Below are 13,998 nucleotides of genomic sequence, written 5' to 3'. Positions count from 1 at the left end.
TAAACAGCGAGGTGCCGGAATACCGGTATGGAACTGTTCGGGACAGCCGGAATCCGCGGAGCGGTAGACGAACGCGTCACGCCCGAGTTAGCCCTGTCGGTCGGACGGGCGGCGGGGCAGGACGGCGGCGAGTTCGTCGTGGGCCACGACGGGCGGGTCACGTCGCCGGCGCTCGCCGACGCCGTCGTTTCCGGGCTGGAGAGCGTCGGCGCCCAGGTGGTGTGGGTAGGACAGGTTCCGACGCCCGCGCTCGCGTACGCCACCAGCGGCCGTCGGGGCGTGATGGTGACCGCGAGCCACAATCCGCCGGCGGACAACGGACTGAAGCTGTTCGTCGACGGGCAGGAGTACGGCGACGAGGCCGAGACGGCGGTCGAGGACCGGGTCCAGGCGGGTGTCGAGCCCGCCCCGTGGGACGCCTGGAGCGACACGATAACCGAGGACGTGCTGGCGACCTATCGGTCCGCAGTGGTCGATTACGCCCGCGGGTTCGGGGCCGACCCCGAGCGCCTGACCGTCGCGGTGGACTGTGGCAACGGGATGGGCGGCGTGGCGACGCCGCAGGTCCTGCGTGGCATCGGCGCGGACGTGGTCTCGACAGAGGCCAACGTCGACGGCCACTTCCCCGCCCGCGAGAGCAAACCCACGCCCGAGACGCTCGGGGCGTTCAGCCGGTTCGTGGCCGCGACCGGCGCCGACCTGGGCGTTGCTCACGACGGCGACGCGGACCGCATCGTCGTCGTCGACGGCGACGGCGAGGTCGTCCACGAGGACACCGTGGTGGCGATGCTGGCCGAGCAGTACACCGCCGCGGCAGCCGTCGACGACCCGGTCGTCGTGACGACGCCCAACGCCTCCGGGCGCATCGACGAGCGAGTCGAGGCCGCGGGCGGACGCGTCGAGCGGGTCCGCCTGGGTGCGCTCCACGAGGGTATCGCCCGCGAGCGCCGCGGAGCGATGAGCGACACCGAGGTCGTCTTCGCCGCCGAGCCCTGGAAGCACATCCATCCGGCCTTCGGCGGGTGGATAGACGGCGTCGTCAGCGCGGCCGTCCTCACGCGACTGGTCGCGGCCGACGGCCTCGCGAAGCGTCGGGCCGCCATCACGGAGCGGCCCTATCGGAAGGTGGCCGTCGACTGTCCCGACAGCCACAAGCCGGCGGCGATGGCGACAGTTGAGAGCGAACTCCCCGACGCCTTCCCCGAGAGCGAGGTCGCCACCGACCACGGCGTCCGCCTGACCTTCCCCGACGACTCGTGGGCGCTCGTCCGGCCGAGCGGGACCGAGCCCTACGTCCGCATCTACGCCGAGAGCGACGAGGTCGACGCGCTGGTCGAGGACGTGCGGGCGGTCGTCGAATCGGCGGTCGAGACGGTCGAGGACTGACGCGGGCGGCCGGCGGGCGGAGGCGGCGGTGGGTTATTTCTCCCCGCCGCGCGACGCCGGGGTATGGACGACCTGCTGGACGCGGCCCGGTCGGCGCTGGAGTCGGCCTACACGCCGTACTCGGAGTACCGCGTGGGCGCCGCCATCGAGACCACGGACGGGACCGTCTACACGGGCTGTAACGTCGAGAACGCGAACTACTCCAACAGCTTACACGCCGAGGAGGTGGCCATCGGGACCGCGGTGAGTGACGGCCATCAGTCGTTCGCTCGGCTTGCGGTGACCTCGGCGAAGCGGGACGGCGTGACGCCCTGCGGGATGTGTCGCCAGACGCTCGCGGAGTTTTGCGACGACGACTTCCGCATCTACACCGAGGGCAGCGACGGGCCGGTCGAGTACACGCTGGGCGAACTCCTCCCGACGACCATCACCCCGGAGCATTTAGAATGACCGGCGACAGCGAGGACCCGAACGACGGGGTCCAGTACCACCTCGAAGTCGGTCCCGGCGACGTGGCCTCGAGCGTCCTCCTCCCCGGGGACCCCGAGCGCGTCGAGACCATCGTCGACGACTGGGGCGACCACGACGTTCGGGCCAGCCACCGGGAGTACCGCACCGCGACCGGGAGCCACGAGGGGACGCCCATCTCGGTCACGTCGACGGGTATCGGCTCGCCCTCGGCGGCCATCGCCGTCGAGGAACTGGCCCGCGTCGGCGCCGACACGCTCCTCCGGGTGGGCTCCTGTGGCAGCATCGTACCCGAGGCGAGCGTCGGCGACCTCGTCATCACCACGGGCGCGGTCCGCCAGGAGGGTACCAGCAAGGAGTACGTCCGCGAGGACTACCCCGCGAGCGCCGACCCGCTGGTCGTCTCGGCGCTCGTCGCCGCCGCAGAGGAACTCGACTACGACTACCACCTCGGCATCACCTGTTCGACGGACAGCTTCTACGCCGGGCAGTCCCGCCCCGGCTTCGACGGCTTCGAGGCCCGCGACAGCGAGGCAAACATCGACGAACTCCGAGACGCCGGCGTCGTCAACTTCGAGATGGAGGCCGCCAGCATCCTCACCCTCGCCTCCATCTACGGCCTGCGAGCGGGCGCGGTCTGTACCGTCTACGCCAACCGCGAGACCGGCGAGTTCCGGACCGAAGGCGAAGCGAAGGCCGCGAAGTGCGCCAGCCTCGCGGTCACCTACTTAGAGCGGATGGACGAAGCCGTCGAAGAAGCCGACGCGGACCACTGGCACGCCGGCCTCTCTATCGAGCGGTAGCGAGGGTGCGGGCCGGGAGTGCGCTCCGTCGCACGACCCGGGGAAGGGCAGGCTCACCGGAGATAGCATACCGCGCCGAGTACCGCGAGGCGCGGTTTCACTCCGAGCGCGCTCGTAGAGCGCGACTCGGAGGTGGTTTTTAGCGTAGATTTTTGCGAACCCACTCGCCGCAGCGAGCGAAGCGAGCGAGGAGATGGGGTGAAGTAAAAAGGTACTGCTACATGTCCGGCCACGCCTTCGCGGCGCGACCGAGTCCGGTGACGTCGTTTATCCAGCGTGTGGCGATACCCTTCTTCAGCACCTTCGCCGGAAGGCCGCCGAACGTATCGATGGGCATCCCCATCACGTCGTGGGCGACGGCCTTCTCGCCCACGGAGATGACGGTCCCCTTGTCCTTGTGCGTCCAGGTCTTCAGCGGCTGGTTCCGCACGGCGCGGGCGAGGTTCTCGCCGGCGACCTCGGCGGCCTGCCAGGCGGCCTGGGCGGTCGGCGGCGCGGGGTTGTCGCCGGGCTGGTCGATGAGCGCGCAGTCGCCGATGGCGAAGACGCGCTCGTTCGTGGTCTGGAAGTCACCCTCGGAGTGGATGCGGTGGTTGCGCTCGTCTTTCTCGAGGTCGACGTCGCGGACGCAGTCGCGGCCGGTGATGCCGCCGGTCCAGATGAGCACGTCGTAGTCGAGTTCGTCCTCGTCGCCGATGTAGACGGTCTCCTCGTCGACCTCGCCGATGAACTCGCCGGTCTCGATGTTGACGTCCCGTTCCTCCAGGCGCTTGCGCAGCGCACCCTGGAGTTCGGGGTCGTTGCCGGGGAAAATCTCGTCGAGCCCTTCGACGAGGTGGATGTCGATGGGGGCGCGGTGGTCGTCGCGGAACTCGGCTATCTCGCCGCAGGTCTGGATGCCCGAGAGGCCGGCGCCGCCGACGACCACCTGCGCGGGGTCGCTCTGGGAGGCCTCGCGAGCGGCCTCCTGGACGGCGTCGTGGATGCCCAGGGCGTCGTCTAGGCTCTTGAGCGTGTGGGCGTGCTCTTTCAGGCCTTCGATGCCGAAGAAGGCGGTCTGGGAGCCCAGGCCCACGAGGAGGTAGTCGTACTCCACGCCGTCACGGTCGGCGAGTTCGACGACGCGGTCGTCGGTGTCGATGCCGGTGACGGTGTCCTGGATGAACTCCGTCGTCGGCTGCTTTATCTCGTGGACGGGAATCGCGACCTTGTCCTGGATGGATGGGTCGCGGATGCAGCGGTGGGACTCGTGGAGCACCAGATGGTAGTCCACGTCGGCAATCCACGTGACATCGGCGTCACCGTTCAGTTCGTCTTCGAGGCTCTTGATGGCGCCTGCACCGGCATACCCAGCGCCGAGTACGACGACCTTGTCGGTCATACGTTCGACTCCGGACTGGGGTGATACAAAGGCTACGGAATCGCCGCTGTGGAGGTGATAATTCGTGGGAGATAGGTGGCGACGGGGCGTCAGAGAGAGACTAGTGTTCGGGCTCCCCGGCCGGCGCTCGCATATCGTCTATCTTGAGAATGAGCTTGTTGCTCGTGTCGTCTTTCCCCTGCAGGGTACCGATTATCTGGAGCTTCGAGAGCGGTGTGGGACCGACGGTGACGTCGTCGCCCTCGTGGAAGCCGGTGATAGAGCCCTGCAGTTGAATCTCGGCCCGACACTGCTCGGGATGGTGAACGCTCGTGAGGTCAATCTCCTCTACGTTGGCGTGTTCGACCAGTTCGCCGTTGTGGCGCAGCGGGACCTCCGCGGCCTGGTCCATCTCCTGAATCTGGAGCGTGTCGTAGGCCGTCGCCGTGGGTTTGTAGCCGCCCTTCGGTCCGGGGACGCCCTCGACCAGCTGCAGTGCTTTCAGGCTCTGCATCTGGTTCCGGATAGTGCCGGGGTTGCGGTCGACCTTCTCGGCGATATCCTCACCTTTGACGGCGCTCTCGCTCTCGCGGTACAGGTTTACCAACTCCTGTAGTATGTTTTTTTGGCTGGGTGTCAGCTCGATTGAAGACATAATATTTCGTTCGTCACAACCGCCCTTAAAAGCGACGGTGGTCCTGACTGCCAAACGCTGTCCGCGGAAGCCGGCTAGAAATAGCGACATAACTTTCACCACCCTCCCAGGATATCACCAGTATGAACGGACAGCGTGTGCTGGTGACCGGTGGCGGCGGGTTCATCGGGTCCAACCTGGTGAACCATCTCGCCGACGAGAACGACGTGGTGGCGCTCGACGACGGCTACCTCGGCACGGTGGAGAACGTGAACCCGGACGTCGAGTACGTCGAGCGAAGCGTGCTGGAAGACGACCTGCCGACAGACGTAGACGTCGTCTTCCACCTGGCCGCCCTGTCCTCTTACGCGATGCACGAGGAGAACCCGACGAAGGGCGCCCGCGTCAACGTCGAGGGCTTCGTCAACGTGGTCGAACAGGCCCGCGACGACGGCTGTGACACCGTCGTCTACGCCTCCACCTCCTCCATCTATGGCGACCGGACCGAACCGTCGCCCGAGGACATGCCGGTGACGGTAAACACTGGCTACGAGGCCTCCAAACTCGCCCGCGAGCGATACGCGGAGTACTTCCACAACCACTACGGCCTCTCGATGGCGGGGATGCGATTCTTCTCCGTCTATCAGGGGATGGAGGAGGGCGCCGAATCACACAAAGGCGACTACGCCAACCTCATCGCGCAGTTCACCGACGACGTCGCCAACGGCCGGCGACCGGAGATATGGGGCGACGGCACCCAGACGCGCGATTTTACCCACGTCTCCGACATCGTCCGCGGCCTCGAACTGGCCGCCGACCACGAGTTGACCGGTATCTACAACCTGGGCACCGGCGAGCAGTACAGCTTCAACACGCTCGTAGAGCGCATCAACGAGGCCCTGGGAACGGACGTAGCCCCCGTCTACGAGGACAACCCCATCCCCGAAGACGTCTACGTCCACGACACGATGGCCGACGCCTCGAAGATGCGCGAGGCGACCGGCTGGGAGCCCGAAATCTCCTTCGACGAGGGCGTCAGGCTGGTCTGCTCGCAGTACGAGTAGGACGGCGACGGCCGGCGGACTTTATTCTCCGGGCGCGCTAGCGTCCGTATGGACATCCGGATTCTCGGCGTGCCGATGGACCTCGGGGCGGACCGACGGGGCGTCGACATGGGCCCGTCGGCCATCAGATACGCCGGCCTCGCGGACCAGTTGGAGCGACTCGGCACCGGCTGTACCGACGGCGGCGACCTCGCGGTGCCCCGACCGGAAGAGCGCGACCCCGACGGGACCGGGTTCGACGGCGGGCGGGTGAAGTTCCACCGGGAGACCAGGGAGGTGTGCGAGGACGTCACGACGGCTGTCAGGGCGACGGTCGGCGGCGGTGAGACGCCGCTGGTCCTGGGCGGCGACCACTCCATCGCTATCGGCACGGCCGCCGGGGTAGCGGCCCCCGACGAGTCGCTGGGCGTCGTCTGGTTCGACGCCCACGGCGACTTCAACACGCCGGCGACGACGCCCAGCGGCAACATCCACGGGATGGCGCTCGCCGCCATCCTCGGCCACGCCACGTTCGGCGGCGAGGCCTGGGGCCACGCACCCGCCGTCGCCGAGGAGAACGTCGCGCTCGTGGGCGTTCGTGAACTCGACAGCGGGGAGCGAGAGCCGCTCCGCGACAGCGACGTCAGCGTCTACACGATGTCGGATATCGACGCCAGAGGCGCACCGGCCGTCGTCGAGGAGGCCCTCGGCGTCGCCACGGACGGCACCGACGGAATACACGTCTCGCTGGACATGGACTGGCTCGACCCCACGGAGGCGCCCGGCGTCGGCACGCCGGTCCGGGGCGGGGTCTCATACCGCGAGGCCCACAGCGCGATGGAGTCCGTCGCCGACTTCCGCGACCGGCTCCGGTCGTTCGAACTCGTCGAGGTGAACCCCATCCTCGACGACCACAACCGGACCGCCGAACTGGCCTGCGAACTGGTCGCCAGCGCGTTCGGGAAGCGGGTCCTCTAGCGGTATCACACCGAGCCCGGGTAATCGGGATTCGGTGTCAGCGCCGTTGTGGGCTTACTGCTCGTCGACGGCGGTATCGGCCGCCTCGGCACTGCTCTCCGCCGGTACCACCGTCACGCTCGCCACCGCGTCCCCGTCGTCCAGTTCCATGATGGTGACGCCCCACATTTTTCCGCGTCGGGTCGCCTTGCTCACTACGCTCGCTACGGCGACCGCTCCTCGAAAAACGTGGGCGAAAAATGCCGCTCGCGCCCTGTGGGCGCTCGCGGTACTATTCAGTCACCCCCTCCGGCACCACCGTCACGCTCGCCACCGCGTCCCCGTCGTCCAGTTCCATGATGGTGACGCCCATCGTGTTCCGGCCGACCTGCGAGATGTCGCTCGACCGGATGCGCATAATCTGGCCCCGCTCGGACATGATGACGAGGTCGTCGTCCTCCGTGACGGCCTTGGCGGTGGCGACGCGGCCGTTGCGCGCCTCGGTCTTGATGTCGATGAGCCCCTGGCCGTAGCGGGACTGCGGGCGGTACTCCGAGAGGCGGGTGCGCTTGCCGTAGCCGTTCCGCGTGACCGTCAGCAGCGACCGGGGGTCCTCGTCCGTGGTCGCGACCATCGCGGCGACGCGGTCCTCGTCCTGCAGTTTGATGCCGTGGACGCCCCGCGCGGAGCGACCCATCTCGCTGACCTCGCTCTCGTCGAACCGGATGGTCATCCCCTGTTCCGTCGCGATGACGAGGTCACCGGTGCCGTCCGTGACATCCACGTCGACGAGTTCGTCGCCGTCCTCCAGTTTGGCGGCGCGGATGCCCGTCGAGAGGATGTTCTCGAACTGGTCACAGCAGGTCCGCTTGACGTAGCCCTGTCGCGTGACCATCGTGATACACTCGTCGTCGTCGAAGTCGTCCGTCGAGACGACCGCCGTGAGTTCCTCCCCGTCGTCCAGGTCGAGCAGGTTGATGGCGGACTTCCCGCGGGCGGTGCGGGACATCTCGGGCACCTCGTAGGTCTTCAGCCGGTAGACCTGCCCCTGGTTGGTGAAACAGAGCAGGTAGTCGTGGCTGTTCGCCCGGAAGACCTTCGATACCTTGTCGCCCTCCTTGGGGTCGGCGCCGATGATGCCCTTCCCGCCGCGGTTCTGCGGGTCGAAGTTCGTCACGGGCATGCGCTTGATGTAGTCGTCCTCGGTGATGACGACGACACAGTCCTCCTCGGGGATGAGGTCCTCGTGGGTGACCTGGCCCTCGTCCTCGATGATGGCGGTCCGGCGGTCGTCGTCGTACTCGGACTTCATCGCCTGCAGTTCGTCGACGATGACCGAGTCGAGTTTCGCTGCGCTGTCCAACACGGATTCGAGGTACTCGATGGTCTCCTGGACGTCCTCGTACTCCTCTTCGATTTCGGCCGCCTCCATCGAGGTGAGCGAGCCCAGTTGCATCCGGACGATGTGGGCCGCCTGTGCCTCGGAGAAGTCGAACTGTTCGTGGAGACCGGCCTTCGCGGCGTCGCGGTCCTCGCTGTTGCGGATGAGTTCGACCACGTCCTCGACGTTCTCTAAGGCCTTCAGCCGGCCTTCGAGGATGTGTGCCCGGTCCTCGGCCTCTTCGAGGTCGTGCTCGGAGCGCCGGCGGACGACCTCGCGGCGGTGGTCGACGTAGTGTTGCAGGGTCTCTTTCAGCGAGAGCACTCGCGGCTGGCCGTCGACCAGCGAGAGGTTGATGACGCCGAAGGTAGATTCGAGGTGGTGGTCGAGTAGCTGGTTCTCGACCACGTCGACGTTCGCGCCGCGTTTGAGTTCGACGACGACGCGGACGCCGTTGCGGTCGGACTCGTCGCGCAGGTCCGAGATGCCCTCAATCTTGCCCTCGTTGACGTCCTCGGCGATGCGCTCGACGACGCGGGCCTTGTTCTCCTGGTAGGGCAGTTCGCTGATGACTATCGTTCCGGTCTCGCGGTCGACCTCGTACTCGGCGCGGACTCTGAGCCGCCCCCGTCCCGTGGCGTAGGCCGAGTAGATGGCGTCGCGACCCACAATCGTCCCACCGGTCGGGAAGTCCGGCCCCTTGACGTGGTCCATCAGGTCCTCGACGGTGGCGTCGGGGTGCTGGATGAGATGCGTCGTCGCGTCGACCAGTTCCCCGAGGTTGTGGGGCGGGATGTTCGTCGACATCCCGACGGCGATGCCCGAGGAGCCGTTCAGCAGCAGGCTCGGCACCTTCGCGGGGAGGACGTCCGGTTCCTGCAGGCGGTCGTCGTAGTTACTGGAGAAGTCGACGGTGTCTTTCTCGATGTCCGCGAGCAGTTCCTCGGCGATGGGGGCCATCCGGGCCTCCGTGTACCGCATCGCCGCGGCCGGGTCGCCGTCCATCGAGCCGAAGTTCCCCTGGCCGTCCACCAGCGGATAGCGCATCGAGAAGTCCTGGGCCATCCGGACGAGCGTGTCGTAGATGGCGCTGTCCCCGTGGGGATGGTAGTCACCCATCGTCTCGCCGACGATGGAGGAGGACTTCCGGTGGGCGGTGTTCGAGGAGACGCCCATCTCGTGCATCGCATACAGGATGCGCCGGTGGACGGGTTTCAACCCGTCCCGTACGTCCGGAAGGGCCCGACCCGCGATGACCGACATCGCGTAGTCGATGTAGGACTGCTCCATCTCGTCCTCGATGCGGACGTGTTTGACTCTGTCGGCGGGCGCAGCGGGGTCGTCCGGTACGTCCGAACTCATATGTCCACCCACTCCGCTTCCGGCGAGTGCTCCTTGATGAACTCCTTGCGTGGTTCGACCGCGTCACCCATCAGGACGTTGAACATCTTGTCGGCGGCGGCGGCGTCCTCGATGGTTATCTGCTTGAGAATCCGGTTGTCGGGGTCCATCGTCGTCTCCCAGAGCTGTTCGGGGTTCATCTCGCCCAGCCCCTTGAACCGCTGGACCTGGGTCGGGTTGCCGTCGCACTTCTCTGCGACGATGCGGTCCCGTTCCTCCTCGGTCATCGCGTCGTAGGTGTTGCCCCGGTAGCGCACCCGATAGAGGGGCGGCTGAGAGGCGTAGACACAGCCCGCCTCGATGAGCGGTTTCATGTGGCGGTAGAGCAGGGTGAGCAGCAGGGTCCGGATGTGGGCGCCGTCGACGTCGGCGTCCGTCATCATGATTATCTTCCGGTAGCGCAGGTCCTCGATGTCGAACTCGTCGCCGATACCGGTTCCGAGTGCGGTGATGAGGTTCCGAATCTCGTTGTTCTCCAGGATTCTATCGAGGCGGTGTTTCTCGACGTTCAGAATCTTCCCCTTGATGGGGAGGATAGCCTGGAACTCGGGGTTGCGCCCCTGTTTGGCGCTGCCGCCAGCGGAGTCGCCCTCGACGACGAACAGTTCGGCCTCCTCGGGGTCGCGGGTCTGACAGTCGGCCAGTTTGCCGGGCAGGGCCGTCGAGTCGAGCGCGGACTTCCGGCGGGTGAGCTCCTCGGCCTTCTTGGCTGCTTTGCGGGCTTTGGCGGCCTCGACGGCCTTGCCGACGATGGCTTCGGCGGTGTCAGGGTGCTCCTCGAAGTACGTCGAGAGCCCGTCGTGCATCGCGGACTCGACGATACCCCGGACCTCGCTGTTGCCCAGTTTGGTCTTCGTCTGGCCCTCGAACTGCGGGTCGGGGTGTTTCACGGAGATGACGGCTGTCAGTCCCTCGCGGATGTCGTCGCCCTTGAGGGTGTCGTCTAAGTCTTTCAGCAGGCCGTTGTCGGTCGCGTAGTCGTTGACCACCCGCGTCAGCGACGTCTTGAAGCCGGTGAGGTGGTCGCCGCCCTCGCGCGTGTTGATGTTGTTCGCGAAGGCGTGAATCGAGCCCTGGAGGTCGTCGGTCCCCTGCAGAGCGATTTCGACCTGGACGACGCCCTCGGGAATCTCTTCCTCGTCCTCGAAGTAGATGACGTCGCGGTGGAGCGGCTCTTTCGTCTCGTTTAAGTACTCGACGAACTCCCTGATGCCGCCCTCGTACGCGAAGTTCTCGGTCGCCCCGTCGCGCTCGTCCTCGATGCCGATGGCGACCCCGGAGTTGAGGAAGGCGAGTTCGCGCAGCCGCGAGGCGAGCGTCGAGAAGGTGAACTCGTCGGTCTCGAAGATGTCGTCGTCGGGCCAGAACCGTACCGTGGTGCCCGTCTCCTCGTCCGGTTCGAGGTCGCGAATCTTCTTCAGGTCGTACTCGGGTTCGCCGTGGTCGAAGCGCTGGCGCCACAGGGCGCCGTCGCGTTTGATGTCGACCTCCAGCCACTTCGAGAGGGCGTTGACGACGCTGACCCCGACGCCGTGGAGCCCGCCCGAGACCTGGTAGGACTTGTTGTCGAACTTCCCCCCGGCGTGGAGGATGGTCATCACGACCTCGACGGCCGGGCGGCCGTGCTCTTCGTGTTCGTCCACGGGGATGCCACGGCCGTCGTCGCTGACCGAGACGCTCCCGTCGTCGTGGATGGTCACGTCGATGGTGTCACAGTATCCGGCGAGGGCCTCGTCGATAGCGTTGTCGACGACTTCGTAGACGAGATGGTGGAGACCCCTGGCATCCGTCGACCCGATGTACATCGCAGGCCGTTTGCGAACGGCCTCCAGCCCTTCGAGGGTCTGGATCGACTTTGCGCCGTACTCTTCAGACTCTCCTGACATAGGAACTGATTTCTCATAGTAGATGCGGGTTGATAAAGCTCCCGCACGCGCGTGCGCAGGGCAAAAATAAGCCATCGATATAGAGCCCGACGGCAGCGAGATTGGGCCGTTTGGGACGGTCCGACACCATCATTTTTCCGCTGTGTGGCCGGAAGGAACGAATAGCGACGCAACTCGCGGTTGCCACCGAGGAACCGGTCGCGTTCAGTTTCACCCTGGTGGCGATTACCTTTTAACCCCGACGGCGGTACCTACGCTACGACATGACCTCGTATCAGTCGCGACTCGGCGACGGGGAGGGTATCGCCGAGGAGTTGGCCCAGTCCCAGCGGGCCATCTCCATCGCCGAGTTCTTCGAGAAGAACAAGCACATGCTCGGCTTCGACTCCGGGGCACGGGCGCTCGTCACCGCCGTCAAGGAGGCGGTCGACAACGCCCTAGACGCCTGCGAGGAGGCGGGTATCCTGCCGGACATCTACGTCGAGATACAGGAGGCCGGGGACTACTACCGGCTTATCGTCGAGGACAACGGCCCCGGTATCACGAAAGAACAGCTTCCGAAGATATTCGGAAAGCTGCTCTATGGCTCCCGATTCCACGCCAGAGAGCAGTCTCGCGGCCAGCAAGGTATCGGTATCTCCGCGGCCGTCCTCTACTCGCAGCTAACCTCCGGTAAACCCGCGAAAATCACCTCCCGGCCCAAGGGCCAGGCAGAAGCCCAGTACTTCGAACTCATCGTCGACACGGACACGAACGAACCCGAGATCAGCGTCGACGAGACGACCTCCTGGGAACGCCCCCACGGCACCCGCATCGAACTGGAGATGGAGGCCAACATGCGAGCGCGGTCGAGTCTGCAAGACTACATCCAGGACACCGCGGTCGTCAATCCCCACGCCCGCATCGAGTTCGTGGAGCCGGGACTCGAAGAGTCGCTGAAGTTCGAACGCGTCGAGGGCGCGGCCCTCCCGGCCGAGACCGAGGAGATTCGGCCCCACCCCCACGGCGTCGAACTCGGCACCTTGTTGAAGATGCTGGACGCCACCGATTCGTACTCTATCTCGGGGTTCATGCAGGGCGAGTTCACCCGCGTCGGCGCCAAGACGGCCGACAGCGTCATCGCGAACTTCAACGACCGCCACTTCGGTCGCGGGATGGCGTGGTCGCCGCCGGCCAGTCACGAGGACGCCGATATCGAGGCGGCCGTCGAGGCCGCGGTCGCGAACAAGGGCGCGGCCGCGACCGCCGCGTTCGCCGCGGCCGTCACCGACGCTATCGAGGACCGAGGTCGGGTCGCCCACCACGACGTGGTCGATATCGTCGACGCGGCGGCCGAGGACGCCGAGGCCGACCACGACAAGACGTTCGGTACCGCCGTTCGGGAGAACGCCGTCGCGGCCGCCTGGGGGGCCGTCACCGCCGAGCGGACCGGCGACCTCTACGAACTCGTCGACGCCGCGACGACGGTTCGGAAGGACGACGCGGCCGTCGAGGGACTGGCCTCGCGGCTGGCCGAGAAGTTCGCCGACCCGACAGACGCCGAAGACGACGACGAGCGCCGCCACCGGCTCTCGCGTGACGGGTTCCGCGAGTACGTCGACCGCGCCGCGGACATGACCGAGGAACACGACGAGGTCACCTTCGGCGAGACGGCGAGGGAGAACATCGTCGACGAACTGTGGGGCGTCGCCGGCCGCGTGCCCGACGACCCGCCCAACGTCACCGAGGTCGCGGGGGACCGCGACACGGCCAGCCAGCTCCTGACCGCGATGCGCGAGACCGACATCATCGCGCCGCCGACGGACTGTCTGGCGCCCATCACCGACGAACTGGTCGAGTCCGGCCTCCGCAAGGAGTACGACGCCGACTTCTACGCCGCCTCCACGCGGGACGCGGCTGTCCACGGCGGCGACCCGTTCATCGTCGAGGCCGGCATCGCCTACGGCGGCGACCTTCCCGCGGAGGGCAACGTGGAGGTGCGGCGCTTTGCCAACCGCGTCCCGCTGGTCTACCAGCGGGGCGCCTGTGCCACGACGGACGTGGTCAAATCCATCAACTGGCGCAACTACAACCTAGACCAGCCCGGCGGCTCGGGTATCCCGAACGGCCCGGCGGTCATCATGGTCCACGTGGCCTCGACGAACGTCCCCTTCACCAGCGAGTCCAAGGACGCCATCGCGAACGTCCCCGAGATGGAAGACGAGATAGAACTCGCCATCCGGGAGGCGGCCCGCGAACTGAAGAGCTACCTCAACAAGCGCCGGTCGATGCAACAGCGCCGGGAGAAACAGGACAAACTGGCGACCATCCTCCCGGAGATGGCCGAGAAGCTGACCGAAGTGACCGAGAAGCCGGAGCTGAACATCGACGACTCGCTGGCCCGCATCATGAACAACGTCCTCGTCGAACGGGTTGTCGAGGACGGCACCGTCCGCCTCGTGGTCGAGAACAACGACGACGTCAACGCCGAACTCGACGTGACCGACATCGTCAGCGCCGAGCCACGGGACACCAACGGCGCACAGGTCGTCGAGATGGAGGGCGAGTGGTTCGTGAAGTGGTCGCCGACGGTGGCGGCCGGCGAGCAAGCGGTACTGGAGTACAGCGTGGACGACGAGGCCGAGTTCACCGTCTCGGTCGACGGCGTCGAAGAGGAGAAACTGACGGTGGACGCCTGAC

The 13,998-nt window shown here is 66.4% G+C and carries 11 protein-coding genes; 6 read left to right on the top strand and 5 right to left on the bottom strand.

What is annotated here, in order from left to right; all coding sequences use genetic code 11:
- Positions 1-27: 27 nt before the first annotated feature.
- From NDI86_RS06290 to NDI86_RS06280, 3 genes are all read left to right on the top strand, one after another.
- Positions 28-1,386 carry a phosphohexomutase domain-containing protein gene (locus tag NDI86_RS06290; RefSeq protein ID WP_310899550.1) on the top strand — a complete coding sequence of 453 codons (1,359 nt, stop codon included), beginning with the start codon at positions 28-30 and terminating at the stop codon, positions 1,384-1,386.
- Positions 1,387-1,449: 63 nt separating this feature from the next.
- A complete protein-coding gene (cdd, locus tag NDI86_RS06285) occupies positions 1,450-1,836 on the top strand; it encodes a cytidine deaminase (RefSeq protein WP_310899549.1) in 387 nt (128 codons plus the stop codon).
- Positions 1,833-2,657 carry a nucleoside phosphorylase gene (locus NDI86_RS06280; protein ID WP_310899548.1) on the top strand — a complete coding sequence of 275 codons (825 nt, stop codon included), beginning with the start codon at positions 1,833-1,835 and terminating at the stop codon, positions 2,655-2,657. Before cdd ends, NDI86_RS06280 begins: the two co-directional genes overlap by 4 nt.
- Before the next feature lie 217 nt (positions 2,658-2,874).
- Here the strand turns inward: NDI86_RS06280 and NDI86_RS06275 are convergent, their stop codons facing one another.
- Both NDI86_RS06275 and NDI86_RS06270 read right to left on the bottom strand, forming a co-directional pair.
- A complete protein-coding gene (locus tag NDI86_RS06275; protein WP_310899547.1) occupies positions 2,875-4,038 on the bottom strand; it encodes an NAD(P)/FAD-dependent oxidoreductase in 1,164 nt (387 codons plus the stop codon).
- 100 nt (positions 4,039-4,138) lie between these two features.
- On the bottom strand, positions 4,139-4,672 hold the full coding sequence (locus NDI86_RS06270) for an HTH domain-containing protein (RefSeq protein ID WP_220587231.1): 534 nt from the start codon (positions 4,670-4,672) through the stop codon (positions 4,139-4,141).
- Between the two features lie 122 nt (positions 4,673-4,794).
- Between NDI86_RS06270 and NDI86_RS06265 the strand changes: the two genes are divergently transcribed.
- Positions 4,795-5,715, top strand: coding sequence for an NAD-dependent epimerase/dehydratase family protein (locus NDI86_RS06265; RefSeq protein WP_310899546.1), 921 nt, complete (start codon positions 4,795-4,797; stop codon positions 5,713-5,715).
- Positions 5,716-5,763: 48 nt separating this feature from the next.
- Positions 5,764-6,672, top strand: a complete 909-nt coding sequence (gene rocF / locus NDI86_RS06260) for an arginase (protein ID WP_310899545.1) — start codon at positions 5,764-5,766, stop codon at positions 6,670-6,672.
- A 54-nt stretch (positions 6,673-6,726) separates the two neighbouring features.
- On the opposite strand, the gene NDI86_RS06255 is transcribed toward rocF, so the two are convergent.
- The 3 genes from NDI86_RS06255 to gyrB form a co-directional block, all read right to left on the bottom strand.
- Positions 6,727-6,867 (bottom strand): hypothetical protein, encoded by a 141-nt coding sequence (locus NDI86_RS06255; protein WP_310899544.1) that lies wholly within the window; start codon positions 6,865-6,867, stop codon positions 6,727-6,729.
- Positions 6,868-6,943: 76 nt separating this feature from the next.
- On the bottom strand, positions 6,944-9,394 hold the full coding sequence (gene gyrA, locus NDI86_RS06250; RefSeq protein WP_310899543.1) for a DNA gyrase subunit A: 2,451 nt from the start codon (positions 9,392-9,394) through the stop codon (positions 6,944-6,946).
- The gene (gene gyrB, locus NDI86_RS06245) at positions 9,391-11,319 is read right to left on the bottom strand and encodes a DNA topoisomerase (ATP-hydrolyzing) subunit B (RefSeq protein WP_310899542.1); all 1,929 of its coding nucleotides are present in this window, start codon (positions 11,317-11,319) and stop codon (positions 9,391-9,393) included. The genes gyrA and gyrB overlap by 4 nt, the downstream gene beginning before the upstream one ends.
- A 263-nt stretch (positions 11,320-11,582) precedes the next feature.
- On the opposite strand from gyrB, the gene NDI86_RS06240 reads away from it, so the two are divergent.
- Positions 11,583-13,997: a DNA topoisomerase VI subunit B gene (locus NDI86_RS06240; protein WP_310899541.1), complete on the top strand. Its 2,415-nt coding sequence runs from the start codon at positions 11,583-11,585 to the stop codon at positions 13,995-13,997.
- Position 13,998: the final 1 nt, after the last annotated feature.

Origin of the sequence: Haloarcula onubensis (assembly GCF_031624605.1) — an archaeon.
In the GTDB taxonomy this organism is placed as follows: domain Archaea; phylum Halobacteriota; class Halobacteria; order Halobacteriales; family Haloarculaceae; genus Haloarcula; species Haloarcula onubensis.
The sequence above is the reverse complement of the archived record's forward strand: the minus strand, read 5'-3'. Positions and strand labels throughout refer to the sequence as shown.

What these genes read in the sequence shown, in the direction of transcription:
- NDI86_RS06270 (WP_220587231.1), bottom strand. Translation starts at nt 4,672, where the DNA reads ATGTCTTCAATCGAGCTGACACCCAGCCAAAAAAACATACTACAGGAG.
- NDI86_RS06275 (WP_310899547.1), bottom strand. Translation starts at nt 4,038, where the DNA reads ATGACCGACAAGGTCGTCGTACTCGGCGCTGGGTATGCCGGTGCAGGC.
- NDI86_RS06290 (WP_310899550.1), top strand. Translation starts at nt 28, where the DNA reads ATGGAACTGTTCGGGACAGCCGGAATCCGCGGAGCGGTAGACGAACGC.
- gyrA (WP_310899543.1), bottom strand. Translation starts at nt 9,394, where the DNA reads ATGAGTTCGGACGTACCGGACGACCCCGCTGCGCCCGCCGACAGAGTC.
- NDI86_RS06280 (WP_310899548.1), top strand. Translation starts at nt 1,833, where the DNA reads ATGACCGGCGACAGCGAGGACCCGAACGACGGGGTCCAGTACCACCTC.
- gyrB (WP_310899542.1), bottom strand. Translation starts at nt 11,319, where the DNA reads ATGTCAGGAGAGTCTGAAGAGTACGGCGCAAAGTCGATCCAGACCCTC.
- NDI86_RS06240 (WP_310899541.1), top strand. Translation starts at nt 11,583, where the DNA reads ATGACCTCGTATCAGTCGCGACTCGGCGACGGGGAGGGTATCGCCGAG.
- cdd (WP_310899549.1), top strand. Translation starts at nt 1,450, where the DNA reads ATGGACGACCTGCTGGACGCGGCCCGGTCGGCGCTGGAGTCGGCCTAC.
- rocF (WP_310899545.1), top strand. Translation starts at nt 5,764, where the DNA reads ATGGACATCCGGATTCTCGGCGTGCCGATGGACCTCGGGGCGGACCGA.
- NDI86_RS06265 (WP_310899546.1), top strand. Translation starts at nt 4,795, where the DNA reads ATGAACGGACAGCGTGTGCTGGTGACCGGTGGCGGCGGGTTCATCGGG.